Below are 18666 nucleotides of genomic sequence, written 5' to 3'. Positions count from 1 at the left end.
GGGGAGAGAGCAACGGATTGGGCTCGCCGAGGGCGTTGGCGCGGTAACGGGACCAGCGATAATCTTCGTGGGTATCGACCATCGCGGTGCGTAGGGGATTGAGCTCGATATCGCGGTAGCAGGCGGGCAAATAGCTCTCTTCTTGGATGGCGTTCGCCTTGAAACGGCCTTCCCACAGGGTTGCGGTGCGTTGGTAGCTGTGGTCGATGTAAGGGTACGAACCGTCTGCCGAGTGCCTGTAGCGTGGCACCGATCGCTTGCGCTTCGCGCGGCGTCATCAGCAGATGGATGTGATTCGTCATCAACATGTACGCGTGGATCGAGCAACCGTGATCGCTTGCGGCCTTGCCTAACCACTCGAGGTAGACTCGGTAGTCGTTGTCGTCAAACAACACCGCCTGTCAATGGTTGCCCCGTTGCACGACATGGACGGGAACGCCCGGACGGAAGAAGCGTCGTTTGCGGGGCATGCACAGACTCCTGGCTACGGTCGGAAGCGTTAGGGGTATATCCTAAAAAAGGTTCAGACCCCTTTGCTGCTCCTTCCCACAACCGTTACCACTCCAGTCTCTTCGCAAAAGCAGAATCCATCACCTGGAGATTTTTCCGATATCGGGAGAAATCCTTAAGGACTGTTTCCCAGGTCGGCAGGGCGGTGTTCGCGGCTATCGGCAGGTCGGGGTTGATCATGAGGATTTCTTCCTCGACAAAGTCATGAGCTTCGCAGTCTTCACGATATTCCCTGATCGCCCACCATTGACAGCGTTTGCAACGGAGTAAGTTTGTGATGACGACCGGGATGAGCTCATCGCGTCGAAACGATTCACCGGCCTCAGTCGCGTCTAAGCTGGTGGCACTCACGCGATCTTGGCACCGTGGGCATTTTTGCAGACCCGGAGGCTGGCGAGTGAATGACGCACGGAGGTCAAAACCTATGATGAGAGGCGTATCGCTATCCATAGAGATTCGCTGGTGAAGGTCGTCGTGTATTTAATCTAACCGTGAGACACGAGTTGATCCGCCGGCCTTCAGCCTGACTTCAATTGATAGATTGGCCTTTCCCCCTTCGCCTCGTAGTAGGGCATCATCTCGGGGATCAGTTTGCCGAGGGCCTCGCTGCGGTTCTCCGGGGCGGGGTGGGTGCTGAGGAACTGGGGTGGACTGCTGCCGCCCGCCTTGCCCATCTTCTCCCAGAGCGTCACCGAGGCGCGCGGGTCGTAGCCGGCCCTGGCGGCCAGTTCGATGCCGATGCGGTCGGCTTCGCTCTCGGCCGTACGGCTGTTGGGAAGTTTCACTGCCAGTGCCGCCGCGGCCGCGGCCCCGCCCATCGCCAGACCCGGCCGGTCGGAGGCCACACCCACGGCCAGCACGCCGATCGTCGAGGCCATGGAGACGGACATCTTTTCGGCTTGGTGATTCGCCAGGGCGTGCGCGATTTCGTGGCCGATGACCTGGGCCAGCTCGTCGTCGGTGGGGTGGATCTCGTTGATCAGACCGGTGTAGACCGCCATCTTGCCGCCCGCCATGCACCAGGCGTTGACCGTCTCGGGGTCGTCGAGAATCTTCATGCTCCAGTCCCAGTCCTTTGTTTCCGGGCGCATGATGATGGCCTGGGCGATAAGCTTCTCCGTGATCCGGGTGACGCGTGCCTTAAGCGCGGCATCGTTGTCCAGCTTGCCCTGCTGGGCGAAAGGCTGGATGGTCTGCGCGTAGGCGGACTTGGAGGCCTCGATGGCGCTGTCCTCGGAGACCAGCATGAGCTGGCGACGCCCGGTGGGCGAGGTAGCGCAGGCGGTGATGACGAGGGCGGTGACTAAGAAGAGAAAAGGTTTGGACATCATGACGGCTTGCGGTCCGGATGGGTGTTACTGCAACAGGCTCCAAAGGCCGAGCCCAGAAGGTGTATAAGTATCCATGACCACGTCCCGACGGATCAAGTTCCCGGGATCCCGGCTGGCATCCTATGCCAGTCCGGTCAGGGCGATCCGCGTGTACGGCCCGGTCCGATCCTATGATGTCGCCATCCGTGGAGGTCCATTGCCGGGCCCGCGCCCAAGCAGGCGGATCTGCGTGCCGTCCACCGCCAGGCGGACTCGAGTCCCGAGGGCGTACAGTGGTTCGTCCACGGCATGCTCTTCGTCCACGAGCAGGTCCTGTCCACCGGTGTCGATCCGGTAGCGAACGAGATGACCGAGGAACTCACGGTTCCGGATCGCGCCGTTCCACTCAATCTCGTGGTCGGCCAGGGTTGTGTCACGTGCCGCGATGCGCAGGTTGTGCGGCCGGAGCAGTGCCACCGCGCAGCCGCGCGGCGCTGCCTCCTGAAGCGGTATGTTCAAGCCGGATTCCGATCGGAAGACCCCTCGGACCCCGCTATGACGTATCTCGCCTGCAATCAGATTCGCCGCCCCGAGAAATTGTGCCACAAAGGAATTCTCCGGATGGTCGTAGAGCGACATGGGCGATCCGACCTGCTGGAGTTTTCCATCCCTGAGCACGGCAATGCGGTCGGACACGGTGTTGGCCTCCTCCTGATCATGGGTCACGTAGATGGTGGTAATCCCGAGGCGCTGCTGCAGGCCCCGGATCTCCTGTCGCATGCGGATACGAAGGTTTGCATCCAGGTTGGACAGGGGTTCGTCGAGAAGTAGCACGCTGGGTTCGATCACGACGGTACGCGCCAGGGCCACGCGCTGCTGCTGCCCGCCGGACAACTGCCCCGGGCGGCGTTGCGCGAACTCGCTCAGGCCCACCAGATCGAGGGCCGCGTCGACCCGGCTGCGGATCTCTGCAGCCGGCCGCCGGCGTTCCTGCAGACCGAACGCGACGTTCTTTCGCACCGTCATATGAGGCCACAGGGCATAGTTCTGGAACACCATGCCGACATCGCGCCTCCAGGGGTGCAGGTTCGTGATGTCGCGATTTCCGATCCGGATACGCCCTCTCGGTGGTGGTCCGAATCCGGCGATTGCCCTGAGCAGGGTCGACTTGCCCGAGCCGGACGGCCCGAGGAAGGTGAAGAACTCGCCTGGCAATACCTCCAGGTCGATGTCCGAGACCACCGTGTGGTGGTCGTAGGCGACCCCAACCTGCCGCAGGGTCACACCGGCAGTACCGGATTCTTTCATCTTCCCGTTCATCTCGTTGTTCGACGCGGCTGCACGAACGCTCGGTTCGGTCTGGCCGTGTTTTTGTGATGCCCGTGCGCAATCATCCTGTGGGCGACATAGGTGCCCAACCCGACAATGAGGACAGCCAGTGTACCCAGTGCCGCTCCCGGCCCCCGGCCGGCGGCCGACTGCATGAACACGTAGATCCCGTAGGACAGCGGTGCGTCCGACTGCCGGGAGACGAGCATCAGGGTGGTGGAGAGTTCCACCGAGGCGGTGGCAAAACTGGTGACGAACCCCGCCAGTATCCCCCCGGCCATGAGGGGTATGACAACGCGTCCGATCGTGCGTCGTTTCGTTGCACCGAGATTCTCCGCCGCCTCCTCCAGCGTGACGCTCACCTGCTGTAGCGCCGCGACGCATGCGCGCAACGCGTAGGGCAGACGGCGGATCGACAGGGCGATGACGAGGATCACCCACCACGAGGCCAGGGATTGATCACCGAAGGGAACGGTCCAGCCATGGAAGGTTCGCAGGTAGCCGATTCCCAGCACCACGCCCGGCACCGCCACCGCCGCGGTGGCGGTATAGTCGAGCCAGCTTCGGGCGGGCAGGCGGGTGCGCCAGACTAGGTAGGCGATCGCGGTGCCGAGCACCACATCGATGGCGGCCGCCAGCCCGGCATACAACATCGTGTTGGTAATGTAACCCGACGAGCTCTCGAAAACTCGCGCATAGTGGTCCAGTGTGAATCCGTCCGGCAGCACCGCAAAAGACCAGACCGACCCGAAGGATAGCAGCAGCAGTCCGACGTGCGGGGCGAGCACGACGCTCATGACCAGTCCGATCACGATATAGGCGCCGATCCGTCCCCCGGGCCCCAGGGTACGCTGTGACAGGCCGCCACCGCCTTTCTGCACCGAGCTGTAGTCCCGTCCCCTGATGGCCAGGAAGGACACCCAGAGCGAGAAGATGGAGAACAACACCAGCATGACGGCAATGACGTACCCCATGGGATCATTGATACCGATGGAGGTGATCCGGAGATAGGCCTGCGGCGCGAGCATGTTGTTGACGTTCAGCAATAGCGGCGTGCCGAGATCGTCGAACGACTTGAGAAATACCAGTGCGGCGCCCGCGACGAAGCCCGGCATCGCCAGTGCGATGACAACGCGGCGGAACAGGCGAAGACCGCTCGCCCCCAGGTTCTGGGCGGATTCCTCAAGCGAGCGGTCGATATTCGCCAGGCTTGCGGACAGATTGGTCAGTATGAAGGGAAAGTAGTGGATCCCCTCGATCAGAATGACACCGTTGAGTCCTTTCATGAAGGGGATGGTGAACCCCAGGTGCGCATCCAGGAGCAGGTTGACGCTCCCGTTCGAACCGAACAGCATCCGCATCGCCACGGCACTGACGAACGGAGGCATGATGAGCGGTAGCACCCCCAGGGTCTGAATCAGTATCGCGCCCTTGAATTCGAACCGGGAGGTGAAATAGGCCAGGGGCAGGGCGAGGATCGAGGCGAGTACCACGGACATGCCGGCCACGTACAGGGAGTTCCAGAACGACTCGCGAAACAGCGCAGAACCGAAGAAATCCTGGAAGTTGACCAGGGTCAGGGCCCCGGTGTGAGGATCCTGAAAGGCGACGGCTACCACCTTCAGGACGGGAACCACGAGGAACAACGCCAGGAATGCCGCCACCAGCAAAGCAGCGGAGATGGGCCCGCGATGGCGGTGAATGAGATCCCTCACAGGCTGTGCAGAAACGGTGGGCCTGATTCCGCCATAGAGGCGGTCACCGGGGTCAGTTCTTCCGCGCCATCGACAATGCCTTATCGGCCAGCTTCCTTGCCTCCTCGTAGTTTCCGCGTACGAACCGGTCCCATTGCCGCTCGATCTCCGCCTGGCGTTGCTGGGCGCTATCCGAGGATTTCCGACGCCCGGCCTCGAATATCGCCACATAGTCAGGATCGCCGGCCTCGGCCTCCGAGACCGGTGTGGCTGCCAGCAGCGAGCGGGCCTCGGTCACGAGCGCCTGCGCCTCGGCGTCGGGCCGAACGGCCAGGGCCTGCTCAGCGTCGTGGATTGACTTGACCACGCGACGCAGGTCGTTGGCGCGAAACGTGATCATCTGGTCGAACAGGGCGTTGATCACCGGATATCGGGCCTTTGACAGGCCCGCATCGAAACGGACCTTCGCCGCGATGGCGCCCTCCCTGAACGGGTCAGGCAGGCCCGGCGGCGCCTTGACGTAGACCGCGGGCTTGACCGGCAGGCGCTGGATGCTCGGGTCGAAGAGGATCTCTTGACCCTGGTCCGACAGCAGGAAATCGATGAAGGCACCGGCGGCCTCGGGATGCGGTGCGTTCTTTACCACCCCCACATTGGCCGGAACCAGAGCCGTCTCTTGCGGATAGACGAATTCCACGGGAAAGCCCGAGGCCTTCGAGGTGTAGGCGAAATAATCGATAACGATACCGATGCCGAACTCGCCGCTGTTGACACCGTCCGGCACACCGAAGCTGCGCTCGGTGATGGTCTTGAAGTTCCCGGCCATTTCCTTGATCAGACCCCAGCCCTCGTCCCAGCCTTCGCCCTGCAGGATGACCTCGACGGTCAGGTGGGTCGTGCCGCTGCGTGACGGGGACGACATGCCTACATGCCCGTAATAGACGGGCTGGGTCAGGTCGTGCCATTCTCGCGGCGCTGGCAGTTTCATCGCCCTCAGGTAGCGGGTGTTGTACATGATCCCGTACCCGGAGGCTGCAAAACCGTGAAAATAGCCATCGGGGTCGTTGATAGGGAACTCGCCGATCCTGTCCGGAATTCCGCTCGCATCGGGCTGGAATTTCTGGAGCAGCCCCCCGTCCTTGAGGACGTCGAAGGCGTCAGGCGCGGATACCCAGAACAGATCGCTGGTGTTGTTCCCCGCGGTTTCCCGCAGGTAAACCACGCCTGCGGAGGTGTTCTTGTTGAGGACCTCCACGGTGGTACCTGGATGTGTGCTTTCAAAGGCGGCCTTGAAGGGTGTGGTGAGGTCTTTGGGAAATGACGTGACGATCACCAGTTTGTTCTCTATCGCGTGACTGGTACCGGCGGAACCGAGCGGCGCGAGCAACGCAAGAAGGATCGTCATGAATTGCCGCAGGCGGGCTGGACTTTTCATTGCACTGGACTCTCTGTTCAGATTCTTGTCGATACGAAGGACGGGTCGCATGTTTCACGCCGACCTCAATGAGGTTGGCCTCGTGACGAACCCAACCAGGCTTGGCAGCCGCGAGATCCCGCAGCCGATCGAGTCCCGGATTGTACTGCGTATGCGGGTCTGAGTTCCGGCACGGGGACTGCAACGCAAATTTCTTACTGATTACCCCTGAGACTCAGCTTCGATGAAATATTGATTCTTGTTGTCAGGGGGCGACATCCGGGTCAGTTCAGCAAGACGCGCCGTTAATACGTCCATGTAGGCTCGACCGCGGCATCCATGCCGCAGACGACGGTCTTGCTGAACTGACCCGAATGTCTCTTGGCAGGAGCGGCGGGACCCGATGATTCGATATCGAAAGATGGCTGAGAATCAGCGGTAATCAGGAATTTCTTTTATCAAGCATTCATTCCCCCTGTGCTTCCTCGAGGGCCTCGCTGGCGGAGAGCCATTGTGCCTCGGCCTGGGCCAGTTCCATGGCCAGACGGGCCCTGGACTCGAGCAGTTCGACCAGCTCCGGTTTGGCGGCGTCTTCGTAGATCTTTGGGTCCGCGAGGCGCCGCTCTATGCGGTTGTTCGCTTCCGATAAACATTCCAGCGCTGCCTCTAAGCGGCGGGTTTCCCGGCGTAAAGGGGCCAGTTGCCGCCGCCGTTCCGCCTCTTCCCTGCGCCTGCCGCGGCGTACCGCGCCGTTCCCCGGTCGTTGCTCCGGCGTTTCTCCGCGGCTCGCGATTCTGCGCCGCTCTTCGGCGAGCCAGCGGGGATAGTCGTCGAGGTCGCCGTCGAACGGTCGCACCTGCCCGCCGTTGACCAGAAGGAGCTCGTCGGTGACGGTTCGCAGCAGGTGCCGGTCGTGGGACACGAGCACCACCGCGCCCTCGAAGTCCTGCAGGGCGACCGTCAGGCTCAGCCGCATCTCCAGGTCGAGGTGGTTGGTGGGTTCGTCCAGAAGCAGCAGGCCAGGGCGCTGGTAGACCAGCAGGGCCAGGACCAGTCTCGCCTTCTCGCCGCCGGAAAACGGCGCGACCGGTTCGCCGGCCCGTTCACCGGGGAAACCGAATCCGCCCAGGAAGTTCAGCAGGGCCTGCTCGCTCGCCTTCGGGTCGAGACGGTGCAGGTGAAGCAGCGGGCTGGCGCTGGCATCCAGCTGGTCGAGCTGGTGCTGCGCGAAATAGCCGATGCGCAGGTCGCGGGCATCCGTGCGCCGTCCCGCGAGCGGTTCGATCTCCCGGGCGAGCAGCTTGATCAGGGTGGATTTGCCCGCGCCGTTGTGGCCGAGCAGACCGATCCGTTGTCCCGGTGCGATATTGAGGTGCAGTCCTTTCAGCACCGGGGTCGTATTGTAACCCGCCGACACGTCTTCCATGCGGCACAACGGACTGGCCAGCCGCTCGGGGGCGCAAAACGAAAAATGGAAGGGCGAGTCCACGTGCGCGGGTGCGATCAGTTCCATGCGCTCCAGGGCCTTCAACCGGCTCTGCGCCTGGCGCGCTTTGGTGGCCTTGGCCCGGAAGCGTTCGACGAACTGCTGCATGTGCCGGACCTCGCGCTGCTGTTTCTCCCAGGCCGCGTGCTGTGTCGCCAGCCGGGCGGCGCGCTGGGTCTCGAAGTCCGAGTAGTTTCCGGTGTAGAGCGTGGCGCGCTGTTGCTCGATGTGCAGGATGTGGTCGGTGACGCGATCGAGGAAATCCCGGTCGTGGGAGATGAGCAGCAGGGTGCCCGGGTAGGCTGTGAGCCACGTTTCCAGCCAGATCACCGCGTCCAGATCCAGATGATTGGTGGGCTCGTCGAGCAGCAGCAGATCCGAGCGGCACATCAGGGCCTGGGCGAGATTGAGCCGCATCCGCCAGCCGCCCGAGAGGGTGCGCAGTGGCACCTCGTCCTGCTCGGGGGTGAATCCCAGGCCGTGCATGAGCTTCGCGGCCCGGGAACGGGCGGCGTATCCGTCGATGGCGTCCAGCCAGGCGTGAAGCTCGGCCTGTCGATGGCCATCGCCATCGGTCTCCGCACACTCGAGGTCGTATTGGATGCGGCGCAGTTCGTTGTCCCCGTCGATCACATACTCGATGGCGGGACGGTCGGTCGAGGGTGTCTCCTGCGCGACATGGGCGATCGTCAGTCCCTCGGGCAGGCGGAGATCGCCGGCGTCGGCATGGATTTCTCCGAGGACCAGGGAAAACAGGCTGGACTTGCCGCTACCGTTGGCGCCGGTCACGCCGGTCCGGTAGCCCGCGTAGATCGTGAGGGCCGCGTCCTCGATCAGCAGCCGAGGCCCTCGACGCAGGGCGAGGCGATCGAGCGTCAGCATCCCAGAAACGGTGCCTGAGGCAACTCGCTCATGCGCCACCGCGCATGCGTTGCCAGATGTAGACCAGGGGTGGTGTCAGACTCTCGGCGCCATCGCTGATCCAGGCGTCCAGGGCCTGAGGTTCGATCCATCGCCCGTCGTCGATCTCGTCTCGGTCGAGCGTGAACGGACCGTCATGAACGGCGCGATAGACCCAGATGAACTCCATCCCCGTCATGGGGCTCGAATCGATCCGGAACAAGGCTTTGGGCGCCTCGTCCAGCGCCACCCCGAGTTCTTCGGCGACCTCGCGCAGCACACAGGCATCGTAGTCCTCCCCGTGGTCGACGTGGCCCGCAGCGGAACTGTCCCAGAGTCCGGGGTTCTCGGATTTGCTCAGGGAGCGTTTCTGCAGAAATAACTCGCCCCTTCGGTTGAACACCATGACGTGCACGGCGCGGTGACGCAGCCCCAGGCGGTGCACCTCGCCGCGTTCGCGGTGGCCCACCACCCGGTCATGTTCGTCGACCACACTCAACAGCTCTTCTTGCATGGGATCCTTTACCAGGCGTTCAGGTGGCCGGGACCGGCGCGATGCACGCCTCGTAGGGGTGACGCCTCGTAATCAGGCCGCTGAACCGGAAGACATCGAGCAACCGTTCGTAGGCGCCGCGGGTGATATCGATTCCCGGTGTCCAGCAACCAAGTCGCTGGTAGGCGGCGACGGTGTCGCGCAGGACGTCCGCATCGATGGCCGGGAAGAAATCCGCGAGCAGGCCGGCGATTTCCTCCGCGGGCGTGCTCGTCGCATGGCTGCGCGCCTTGCGGTAGGCGCGCAGGAAGGCCCGCGACATGTTGCTCGTAAGCCACTCGCGCGATGCGCACAGGCTGCTGAACGCGACCGCTCCGACCGCGTCTCCCACGGCCGCCACGACGTATCCGAGGCCATCCTTTTCCAGTTGCTGGGCCGCGGGTCCCTGCAGATGGACGTACTCGCCGCTGCCCGAGCGAAACGCCCGGTCGATATTGTCGACACCGCCGGCGTCGACCGCGCGGATCTCGCGATAGTCGACACCCATCCGGTCGAGCCCGAAACGGATCATCGCCAGTGGCTGGAAGAAATGGTCGACCAGGACCTCGGCGCCGGCCAGCTTGTCCCAGGTGAACCGCGGATCCGCTTCCCTGGCCACGATGAAGAAGCCGTCCCGCTCGTTGATCTGGGCGAAGTGGACGACGTCGGGGCGTTCGCTCCGCTCGAGTTCCGCGAAGCTGGTCGCGACGGCGGATTGCGCGACGTGGACCGTGCCGGACTGGATGCCCCTGGGCACGTCGTCTCCGGCTTTTGCCGCCTCGTAGTGTGGTTCGAGCCCCTCGTCCTCCAGGTACCCGCCGCCGATGGTCAGCAACAGCGGCGTATAGAAGGCGGAATGGCGCAACGCCATGATGTGGATTCGGGCCATATTTCCGGTGAGGCAGGTGTTTTTCCCAGTGACACTGTAGTGCAGTCCCGCCTCAAATTCACCCGGGCGCGGAATTGTGGGTATGATCGAGTAGCTTCGAGGAGAGCCAGGTCAATTCTGGGGACAGGCCTGGCGTTGATCTGAGGTTTGAGTGACTTAGGCGATTTCTGTCAAATGACATACCCTCCTGCTTGTCTTTGTCGTCCGTCATCTGTGTTGCGACAACTAGTGACATAGTTCGACTATGCGCCTGTTGTCGCGTCTTGACGACGAACGAAAATCCGGCGCGATCTGGTATGTCATTTTCCGGCAATCGCCTAACGGATACTCTTTTCGGACAACATTCACCGTATCGACATCGTCCTCGGTTACAGTTTCGAGCCGTGGAAGGACATCCGCGCGGCGATTGTGCCCGCGCTGCGGGACCGCGAGTCTGGGGTCTTCGATTTCGGTCTCAGGGCGACGCGCGAGGCCATCATGCGCTCCAAATGGCATGGCCACCGGCGAGAGGGTGGAGGAACAGCAAGTCACTCAGATCGGGCATGGTACTTGCATTGACATTTTTTAATGTGCGGGGCCGTATCGGGACGAGATCCAAGCCAACCTCCTCCCAGGGAACAGGGGTGAGGTTGCATTTGGGGACATGTGCTCTATTGTAATACCACCTCCTGGTGAGCTTGGCCCCGGTCGGGCCGCTGGTGAGCTGGGTGACTACCGCGTCACGGTCGATACCACCGTGAGTGCCGACCGAAGGACGCCATCACGCACCAGTCTGGAACACGAGTGAAACAAAACAGCACAAAACTGGACTCCATCGCGGATCGCTGGGGGCGCGATCCGACCGCGTTACTGCAGATCCTGCGCGAGGCCCAGGAAATCGAGGGCTGGCTGCCGCCTTTGACACTGAGTCATCTGGCGCGTCTGCTCGGATTGCCGCGCGCCCGTGTCGAAGGCGTGGCCGGCTTCTACAGCTTCCTGCATCTCGAACGCGCCGGCCGCTACCGGGTATTGTTCTCGGACAATATCACCGACCGCATGGCGGGCAATCTCGCATTGCTCGACCGTTTCTGCGAGAGTCTGTGGCTGGAACAGGGCAAGGCCTCCGAGGACGGCCTGGTCCTGGCAGACACCACCTCGTGCACCGGCATGTGCGATCAGGGTCCGGCGATCCTGGTGAACGGGTGGGCGGTACCCCGAATGACACGGGACCGGATCGACGAGATCGTCGAATTGATCCGGTCCCGTACCGTGGTCGAGGATTGGCCGTCCGAGCTGTTCCGGATCGAGGACAACATTCACCGCAGCGACATCGTCCTCGGTTCCAGTCTCGAGCCGGGTGAGGCCATCCGTGCGGCGATCACGCCCACGCTGCGTGACGGACAAACCGCGGACTCCGATTCCGCTCCCAGGGCGATGCTCGAGGCCATCAAACACTCCAATCTGCGCGGCCGGGGCGGGGCGGGTTACTCCGCCGGGTTCAAGTGGGAGGCGTGCCGGCGCGCGCCGGGCGAGATGCGCTACGTCGTCTGTAATGCCGACGAGGGCGAGCCGGGAACATTCAAGGACCGGGTGCTTCTGACGCGACATGCGGACCTGCTGTTCGAAGGCATGACCGTCTGCGCCTATGTCACGGGCGCGCGCAAGGGCTTTCTCTACCTGCGCGGGGAGTACCGGCATCTGCTCTCGCCCCTTGAGGACGTACTGGCGCGCCGGCGCGCGGCGGGTCTCCTGGGTGGACAGATCTGCGGGCACCCCGGGTTCGGGTTCGATATCGAGATACATCTCGGGGCCGGGGCCTACGTGTGCGGCGAGGAATCCGCTCTCATCGAATCCCTGGAGGGCAAGCGGGGCGTTCCCCGCAATCGTCCTCCCTATCCGGTGACGCATGGTTACCTGCAGCAGCCCACCACGGTCAACAACGTCGAAACCTTCTGCGCGGCGGCGTTGATCGCACTGCGCGGCGGTGAGTGGTATCGCAATATCGGAACGGCCATGTCCGCGGGGACCAAGATCCTGTCGGTCTCCGGCGACTGCGCGCGTCCGGGCATCTACGAGTACCCGTTCGGAGTCGAGGTCGGTCAGGTCCTGGAGGATTGCGGGGCGGAGCGGACCCAGGCGGTTCAGATCAGCGGTCCCTCGGGCACCTGCATCGATTCGACCGAGTTCGGGCGCCGTATCGCCTTCGAGGACTTGCCGACCGCTGGGGCCTTCATGGTGTTCGACGAGACGCGGGATATTTTCGAGGTGGCCCGCAACTTCACCCACTTCTTCGCGCACGAAAGCTGCGGCTTCTGTACGCCCTGCAGGGTCGGAACCACGCTGCTGCGTAACATCATGGACAAGATTCACCGGGGAAAGGGCTCCCAGTACGAGCTGAACCAGATCTTCCGCTTGAGCCAGTTGCTGGAGTCCGCCAGCCATTGCGGCCTCGGCAGCACGGCCTGCAACCCGCTGCTCGACACCATCAAGCGATTTCGACCGACCTACGAGCGGCGTCTCGAGTCGCTCGAATACGAACCCGCCTTTGATCTGGACGGGGCGCTGGAGCGGGCAAGGACAATCGCCGGACGCGCCGAGTCCGGTGAACACTCAGGAGCCGACAGTTGAAAGAGGAACATTTGCCCGCAACCTTTCTGCTCGACGGGGAGGAGGTGCCCTTCGAGTCCGGGCAGACGGTGATGCAGGCCGCGCTTGCCGCCGGTCACTATATTCCCTATCTGTGTTATCATCCGGAATTCAAGCCGCACGGTAGCTGCAAGGTCTGCATCGTGGAGGTAAACGGGCGCACGGCGTCCTCGTGCACCATGCCGGCACAGGCCGGGATGGTAGTGGCGACGCGGACCGACGCTCTCGATGCGGAGCGCCGGACGCTGGTCCAGATGCTGTTCATCGAGGGGAATCATTTCTGCCCGTCCTGCGAACAGAGCGGCAACTGCCTGCTGCAGGGCGTGGCCTACGAGCTTGACATCAAGTCTGCCGAGCTCGACTACCTGTTCCCGAACCGGGCGGTCGATGCCTCGCATCCCGAGATCCTGCTCGATTTCAATCGCTGCATCCTTTGTGAGCTATGCGTGCGCGCTTCGGCGGAGGTCGATGGCAAGAACGTGTTTGCGCTATCCGGACGGGGTATCACCAAGCACCTCATCGTCAACGCGGAATCCCGTCGCCTGGCAGATACCGATATCGCTGTCACCGACAAGGCCATGGACGTGTGTCCGGTCGGTGTGATCCTGCGCAAGCGCCGCGGTTTTGTGGTCCCCATCGGCGAACGGCGCTTCGACCGGAAACCGGTCAGCGAGCAGGTTCTGGAAGACACGCCACGTCATACCACCGTCAGGCACGAGGATTCGACATGAGCGATGCAGCGCAGCCCAAGCTTCGAGTCGCGACCGCGTCCCTGGCGGGCTGTTTCGGATGCCATATGTCGTTGCTCGATATCGACGAGCGGTTGTTCGAGCTGCTCGAGCACATCGAGTTCGATCGCACGCCGCTGAACGACATCAAGCATTGCGGTCCCTGCGATGTCGGGCTCATCGAGGGCGGGATCTGCAACGAAGAAAACTTCCATGTCCTGCACGAGTTCCGTAGTAACTGCAAGATCCTGATCGCAATGGGCGCCTGCGCCGTGAACGGTGGATTACCGGCGCAGCGCAATCATCTGGATCTCGGCGCCTGCCTGCAGGAGGTCTATGTCACCGAGGTCAGCCTGGCAAAGGGGGGCATCCCCAATGATCCCGAGTTGCCGCTGCTGCTCGACAAGGTGCACCCGCTGCACGAGGTAGTGAAGATCGACTATTTCCTGCCTGGCTGCCCGCCCACTGCGGACGCGATATGGAAGTTTCTCACCGACCTGCTGGCGGGGCGCACGCCGCATCTCGGCCACGGCCTGATCCAGTACGACTGAGCACCCGGAGTACCGTCCATGAAACCCGATCTCGAAACCGCCGCTAATCCCGAACGCCTGGAACGTGTGGTCATCGAGCCAGTTTCCCGCGTGGAGGGCCACGGTAAGGTCTCGCTCCTGCTCGACAGCGACGATCACGTCAAGCAGGCGCGGCTGCATATCGTCGAGTTTCGCGGTTTCGAGAAGTTCATCGAGGGCCGGCCCTACTGGGAGATCCCGGTCATGGTGCAGCGGCTGTGTGGCATCTGTCCGGTCAGTCACCACCTGGCGGCGGCGAAGGCGCTCGATCAGGTGGTCGGCGCGGATCACCTGACGCCCACCGCGGACAAGGTGCGCCGGCTCATGCATTACGGCCAGATCCTGCAGTCGCACGCCCTGCATTTCTTTCACCTGTCCTCGCCCGATCTGTTGTTCGGATTCGACTCCGACGTCGCACGGCGCAACATCGTCGGCGTGGCCACCGAGCATCCCGATATCGCCAGGCAGGGCGTGCTGCTGCGCCGTTTCGGCCAGGAGGTCATCCGTGTCACCGCCGGCAAGCGGGTGCACGGGACCGGGGCGATTCCGGGCGGCGTCAACAAGGCGGTGACTGCAGAGGAACGCGACCAACTGCTGAAGGACGTCTACCAGGTCGTCGCCTGGTGCCGTGCGGCCGTGCAACTGGCCAAACGCCTGCACCTGTCCAACATCGGCCTGTACAACAGTTTCGGCGCGTTCCGTTCCAACCTGATGAGCCTGGTCGCGCCGGACGGCAGCATGGATCTCTATCACGGCGTGCTGCGGGCCCGCGACGACACCGGCGAGCTCATCTTCGACAAGGTGGACTACAGCCGTTACTGGGACTACCTCACCGAGGACGTCAAGACCTGGTCCTACATGAAGTTCCCCTACATCCGTTCGCTCGGTGTGGACGCGGGATGGTACAAGGTGGGACCGCTCGCCCGGGTACAGAACTGCGACCATATACCCACCCCGCTGGCCGAGGCCGAACGGCGCGAGTTTGTCGACTTCGGCGGTGGCCAGCCGGTGCACGCGACACTGGCCTATCACTGGGCGCGGATGATCGAGATGCTGTTCGCGGCGGAGTCGATCAAGGACCTGCTGCACCACGACGAAATCCTGGGCGGTGATCTGGTCGTCTCCGGCGAACGCCACCGGCGCGGCGTGGGCGTCATCGAGGCGCCGCGCGGCACACTGATCCACCATTACCGTGTGAACGACGACGACCAGGTGATCCGCGCCAACCTCATCGTCTCGACGACGCACAACAACCAGGCGATGAACGAGGCGATCCGCCACGTCGCGAGCCGCTATCTCGACGGCCGCAAGCTGACCGAGGGCCTCCTGAACCACATCGAGGTCGCGATCAGGGCTTTCGATCCCTGTCTGTCCTGCGCCACGCACGCGCTCGGCAAGATGCCGCTGCACGTCGAGCTGTTCGACGCCGAGGGTCAGCGCATCGACGTGCTGGTCGAGGACTCGCAGCAACGCCGTTCGTGTCCCTGAGCATCGAACCCGCCGCCGCACCGGTCCTGCTCATCGGCATCGGCAATCCGAGCCGCGGAGACGACGCGATCGGGCCATTCGCCATCGAACGACTCGAGGGGTTGGATCTCCCCGACACCGAGCTGTTCACCGATTTCCAGCTACAGGTCGAACACGCCCTAGATCTCGTCGGTCGCGATGAGGTGATCTTCATCGATGCCGCGGTCTCCGGCCCCGAACCCTTCAGCTTTGCACCGGTTACTCCGGCGGCGGACGCCAGTACAAGCACCCATGCACTCTCCCCGGCTGCCGTCTTGGACGCCTTGCAGCGGGTCACCGAGGCGCGACAGCCGGCCGCGTACGTCCTCGCCATCCGGGGCTACGGCTTCGAGCTCGGCGCGCCGCTGAGCGAGAAGGCAGGGGAGAATCTGGAGGACGCGCTGCGGATGCTGATCTCGAGGCTGACCTCAGGTTCGGGGCAACTCCAGTCTTGACGTACGTCCGTCAATGTAACTTCAGCCGAGCTGTCTTGAAGGGAGGGATCGATTAATTAAGCCAGCTCACCACGTCTTCCGAAGGTCTCAGTCAGGTCTGGCTGCCTCGCATGCCAGCGTTTGACGGTAATGCTATCAGGCGCTAGCGGTTTTCGGGTCGTTAGGGGAAGATGGGGTCGTGTCTTGGTTTGCTACTCAAGGGCAACGGGGTCTTGTCCCGTGACTAATGACTAAGGCTCAATTAGACTGCCTCCATGGCTAGACCCCTACGTATAGAGTTTGCTGGGGCCCTTTACCACGTCACGTCCTGTGGGAACGAGCGAGACGACATATTCTTGGACGATGACGATCGGGAACTCTGGTTGGAGGTCCTGGAACGAGCCTGCGAGCGCTTCAACTGGCTTGTTCACGCCTACTGTCAAATGGGGAACCATTGGCATCTCCTTGTCGAAACTCCCAATGGCAACCTCTCCAAAGGCATGCGTCAACTGAACGGCGTCTATACCCAACGGTTCAACCGGACCCATAATCGGGTAGGCCACGTCTATCAAGGTCGATACAAAGCCATCTTGGTACAAAAAGACGCCTATCTGTTGGAGTTGTCTCGCTACATCGTTCTCAATCCCGTTCGCGCCGGCATGGTACGCGCGGTAAGGGATTGGCCCTGGAGCAACTATCGGGCTACGGCAGGAATGACCGCGGTGCCCAATTGGCTGGAAATCGACTGGATACTGGCCGCTTTCGCTGAACGCAAGCAAGAGGCTCAGACCGCGTACAGACGGTTTGTCACCGGCGGAAAGAATCAGCCTTCCCCCTGGAATGGGCTCAAGAATCAGATCTATCTGGGATCAGATGCGTTTGTGGATGCGATGCAGCGCAAAATGGACGCAGACCGGCGCTTGAGTGAATTCCCCAAGGCGCAGCGACGCCCGGTGTCCCGACCGTTGACTTGGTACTTCGAGAAACACCGAGTTCGCGATACTGCGATTATAGAAGCCTTCAAAAGCGGGGGCTACAATCTGCGAGAGATTGGAGAGCATGTTGGCCTGCATTATTCAAGGATCAGTAGAATTGTGAATCTGACTGGAAAAGCAAGAGACAAGACCTGACCCCTGGCTTGATCAGCATGCCGAAGTACATTTTTGTCTACCTCGGAGGCACGTACCCCGCCAGCCCGGAAGAGGGTCAGAAACATTTCGCCAAGTATCAGGAGTGGTTGGCCTCCCTTGGCAGTGCCGTGGTCAGCCCGGCTGTACCCTTCAAGGATACGCACACGGTGCATCCTGACCGAAGCTCAGAGGAGGGTAGTACCGCGGCTATGTCAGGTCTCAGCATCATCTCCATGCCGTCCCTGGGTGAGGCGCTGGCGGCGGCCAAGTCCTGCCCGTTCCTCGATATTGGCGGCACGCTCGAGGTCTCGGAGATGCTCGAAATGCCCAGCAAGCCCAGCTACAAGCACAACTAGCAGTTGGGATGGACAAGATCACCGGCGCAGTTGATGTGCAAGCGGCAGGTGCCTCCATCAGGATATTGCGGCGACTCCTTGGTGAGGATACGCTTGAATCTTTATTTTCCGTCCTCTAAGCCTTGAAAGGTTCACCAAGGGACCGGGCCCTCCTCGTATGAATGGCGGACATCTTCAGCGTCCCGGAGATTCAGCAGGGGGAGGTGCCGGCCTGCTCATCTCGAATGTGGCTTTCTGATGATCCATTCGGCAACGGATAACTCCCGGTTACTTGACGTGAAGAGACGATTAGCAGACTCGTCGGACCAATGATCAAAGCCTATTCCCAACGCTTGCTGATGCTGCACGACCTGGACGAGGACCGGCGACGCCTGGAGCGGGCGGCCAAGCCTTACGCCATGGAGGTGCTTCGCTTTTATGGGCTGTACCCCGAAATTGCGGATGACGAACTAATGCGAACAATCCTTGTCGAGGCCCGGCCGCGTGCCTCGATGGGCGAGAATGATAATCGGCTGGAACGACGAGATGGCGTCCTCTACTTGTGATGCCTCCGTTCCTCGCGACGGAATCGTTTATTCGACAACGAGTTCCTCGTTTTCCTATTTTTGTCAGCCAAGTGGGAGGGGCTGACATCGATTGAAGTCCTCCCGTTTTTTTACACAGAAGAGAAGGTGGCTTATGAGTGATGCACCGAAGACACGGCCGAAAGTGCCTGAGGGTGAAACCCGTTATCTGAAGACCCGACAGAAAGAGGCGAATGAAAAGGGGTTTGTGGGTTACGAAACCATTTGGGAGTCTTTCCAGAAAGAAGTTCCCTACACGACTCCCAAGCGCCCCTAGTAGGCCAGCTGGCCGCGCGAACCTGAACGGTCGCGCGGCCGTTTCTGTTTGTATTGAATCTGAAATCGGATCTTCTTCGCCGAGCCTGAACGTCTGGCTGCTTCCCCTTCTCCAGGGCCGTTCCAAACGGTCGTTCCGCGGAGTTCTTCCTGGGCATTTGCCCTGATGCTGTGTTGATGCGGCCCGGCTTCTTTCGGGTTCGCGCCGCGAGTCGCAGCCATTAATGGGGACTTGTCTATCAGCCAGCCAATCGGGATCGGGCCGCAGACATCTGCTAAGGCGATTTCTGTCAAATGACATACCACCCTGCTTGTCTTTTCGTCCGTCCTCTGTGTTGCGACAACAGTGACATAGTTCGACTATGCGCCTGTTGTCGCGCCTTGATGACGAACGAAAATCCGGCGCGATCTGGTA

Annotated in this window: 18 protein-coding genes and 1 pseudogene; 8 read left to right on the top strand and 11 right to left on the bottom strand. The window is 62.0% G+C overall.

Annotated elements, in window-relative coordinates:
* The 10 genes and pseudogenes from LJE91_17515 to LJE91_17470 all read right to left on the bottom strand — a co-directional run.
* Nucleotides 1–250 (bottom strand): transposase (locus LJE91_17515; GenBank protein ID MCG6870460.1); only part of this gene is annotated, 250 nt, incomplete at its 3' end.
* Nucleotides 251–287: 37 nt separating this feature from the next.
* Nucleotides 288–395: pseudogene (locus LJE91_17510) on the bottom strand (transposase).
* Nucleotides 396–555: 160 nt separating this feature from the next.
* Complete coding sequence (locus tag LJE91_17505; protein MCG6870459.1) at nt 556–861, bottom strand: hypothetical protein; 306 nt, start codon at nt 859–861, stop codon at nt 556–558.
* A gap of 167 nt (nt 862–1028) precedes the next feature.
* Nucleotides 1029–1838, bottom strand: a complete 810-nt coding sequence (locus tag LJE91_17500) for a M48 family metallopeptidase (GenBank protein MCG6870458.1) — start codon at nt 1836–1838, stop codon at nt 1029–1031.
* 171 nt (nt 1839–2009) lie between these two features.
* Nucleotides 2010–3128: an ABC transporter ATP-binding protein gene (locus LJE91_17495; protein MCG6870457.1), complete on the bottom strand. Its 1119-nt coding sequence runs from the start codon at nt 3126–3128 to the stop codon at nt 2010–2012.
* An 8-nt stretch (nt 3129–3136) separates the two neighbouring features.
* Complete coding sequence (locus tag LJE91_17490; protein MCG6870456.1) at nt 3137–4864, bottom strand: iron ABC transporter permease; 1728 nt, start codon at nt 4862–4864, stop codon at nt 3137–3139.
* Between the two features lie 52 nt (nt 4865–4916).
* Nucleotides 4917–6278 (bottom strand): extracellular solute-binding protein, encoded by a 1362-nt coding sequence (locus LJE91_17485; GenBank protein ID MCG6870455.1) that lies wholly within the window; start codon nt 6276–6278, stop codon nt 4917–4919.
* A gap of 445 nt (nt 6279–6723) precedes the next feature.
* On the bottom strand, nt 6724–8625 hold the full coding sequence (locus LJE91_17480; protein MCG6870454.1) for an ATP-binding cassette domain-containing protein: 1902 nt from the start codon (nt 8623–8625) through the stop codon (nt 6724–6726).
* A 28-nt stretch (nt 8626–8653) separates the two neighbouring features.
* Nucleotides 8654–9157, bottom strand: a complete 504-nt coding sequence (locus LJE91_17475; protein MCG6870453.1) for an NUDIX domain-containing protein — start codon at nt 9155–9157, stop codon at nt 8654–8656.
* A gap of 19 nt (nt 9158–9176) precedes the next feature.
* Nucleotides 9177–10064: an ABC transporter substrate-binding protein gene (locus LJE91_17470; GenBank protein ID MCG6870452.1), complete on the bottom strand. Its 888-nt coding sequence runs from the start codon at nt 10062–10064 to the stop codon at nt 9177–9179.
* A 783-nt stretch (nt 10065–10847) separates the two neighbouring features.
* Between LJE91_17470 and LJE91_17465 the strand changes: the two genes are divergently transcribed.
* The 8 genes from LJE91_17465 to LJE91_17430 all read left to right on the top strand — a co-directional run bounded on the left by LJE91_17465 (nt 10848) and on the right by LJE91_17430 (nt 17957).
* The gene (locus LJE91_17465; protein ID MCG6870451.1) at nt 10848–12671 is read left to right on the top strand and encodes an NAD(P)H-dependent oxidoreductase subunit E; all 1824 of its coding nucleotides are present in this window, start codon (nt 10848–10850) and stop codon (nt 12669–12671) included.
* Between the two features lie 11 nt (nt 12672–12682).
* Nucleotides 12683–13420 carry a (2Fe-2S)-binding protein gene (locus tag LJE91_17460; GenBank protein MCG6870450.1) on the top strand — a complete coding sequence of 246 codons (738 nt, stop codon included), beginning with the start codon at nt 12683–12685 and terminating at the stop codon, nt 13418–13420.
* A complete protein-coding gene (locus LJE91_17455; protein ID MCG6870449.1) occupies nt 13417–13968 on the top strand; it encodes an NADP oxidoreductase in 552 nt (183 codons plus the stop codon). Before LJE91_17460 ends, LJE91_17455 begins: the two co-directional genes overlap by 4 nt.
* Before the next feature lie 18 nt (nt 13969–13986).
* The gene (locus tag LJE91_17450; GenBank protein ID MCG6870448.1) at nt 13987–15474 is read left to right on the top strand and encodes a Ni/Fe hydrogenase subunit alpha; all 1488 of its coding nucleotides are present in this window, start codon (nt 13987–13989) and stop codon (nt 15472–15474) included.
* Nucleotides 15465–15947: a hydrogenase maturation protease gene (locus tag LJE91_17445; GenBank protein ID MCG6870447.1), complete on the top strand. Its 483-nt coding sequence runs from the start codon at nt 15465–15467 to the stop codon at nt 15945–15947. Before LJE91_17450 ends, LJE91_17445 begins: the two co-directional genes overlap by 10 nt.
* 254 nt (nt 15948–16201) lie before the next feature.
* Entirely contained in the window at nt 16202–17056 is an 855-nt protein-coding gene (locus tag LJE91_17440) for a transposase (GenBank protein MCG6870446.1), read from the top strand.
* 17 nt (nt 17057–17073) lie between these two features.
* The gene (locus LJE91_17435) at nt 17074–17412 is read left to right on the top strand and encodes a hypothetical protein (GenBank protein MCG6870445.1); all 339 of its coding nucleotides are present in this window, start codon (nt 17074–17076) and stop codon (nt 17410–17412) included.
* Between the two features lie 308 nt (nt 17413–17720).
* The gene (locus LJE91_17430) at nt 17721–17957 is read left to right on the top strand and encodes a hypothetical protein (GenBank protein MCG6870444.1); all 237 of its coding nucleotides are present in this window, start codon (nt 17721–17723) and stop codon (nt 17955–17957) included.
* Between the two features lie 291 nt (nt 17958–18248).
* Here LJE91_17430 and LJE91_17425 read toward each other — a convergent pair whose 3' ends face one another.
* Nucleotides 18249–18545, bottom strand: a complete 297-nt coding sequence (locus LJE91_17425; GenBank protein ID MCG6870443.1) for a hypothetical protein — start codon at nt 18543–18545, stop codon at nt 18249–18251.
* Nucleotides 18546–18666: the final 121 nt, after the last annotated feature.

This window comes from Gammaproteobacteria bacterium (genome assembly GCA_022340215.1).
In the GTDB taxonomy this organism is placed as follows: Bacteria; Pseudomonadota; Gammaproteobacteria; order JAJDOJ01; family JAJDOJ01; genus JAJDOJ01.
The sequence above is the reverse complement of the archived record's forward strand: the minus strand, read 5'-3'. Positions and strand labels throughout refer to the sequence as shown.

What these genes read in the sequence shown, in the direction of transcription:
- LJE91_17500 (MCG6870458.1), bottom strand. Translation starts at nt 1,838, where the DNA reads ATGTCCAAACCTTTTCTCTTCTTAGTCACCGCCCTCGTCATCACCGCC.
- LJE91_17495 (MCG6870457.1), bottom strand. Translation starts at nt 3,128, where the DNA reads ATGAAAGAATCCGGTACTGCCGGTGTGACCCTGCGGCAGGTTGGGGTC.
- LJE91_17485 (MCG6870455.1), bottom strand. Translation starts at nt 6,278, where the DNA reads ATGAAAAGTCCAGCCCGCCTGCGGCAATTCATGACGATCCTTCTTGCG.
- LJE91_17480 (MCG6870454.1), bottom strand. Translation starts at nt 8,625, where the DNA reads ATGCTGACGCTCGATCGCCTCGCCCTGCGTCGAGGGCCTCGGCTGCTG.
- LJE91_17475 (MCG6870453.1), bottom strand. Translation starts at nt 9,157, where the DNA reads ATGCAAGAAGAGCTGTTGAGTGTGGTCGACGAACATGACCGGGTGGTG.
- LJE91_17470 (MCG6870452.1), bottom strand. Translation starts at nt 10,064, where the DNA reads ATGGCCCGAATCCACATCATGGCGTTGCGCCATTCCGCCTTCTATACG.
- LJE91_17455 (MCG6870449.1), top strand. Translation starts at nt 13,417, where the DNA reads ATGAGCGATGCAGCGCAGCCCAAGCTTCGAGTCGCGACCGCGTCCCTG.
- LJE91_17450 (MCG6870448.1), top strand. Translation starts at nt 13,987, where the DNA reads ATGAAACCCGATCTCGAAACCGCCGCTAATCCCGAACGCCTGGAACGT.
- LJE91_17440 (MCG6870446.1), top strand. Translation starts at nt 16,202, where the DNA reads ATGGCTAGACCCCTACGTATAGAGTTTGCTGGGGCCCTTTACCACGTC.
- LJE91_17435 (MCG6870445.1), top strand. Translation starts at nt 17,074, where the DNA reads ATGCCGAAGTACATTTTTGTCTACCTCGGAGGCACGTACCCCGCCAGC.
- LJE91_17430 (MCG6870444.1), top strand. Translation starts at nt 17,721, where the DNA reads ATGATCAAAGCCTATTCCCAACGCTTGCTGATGCTGCACGACCTGGAC.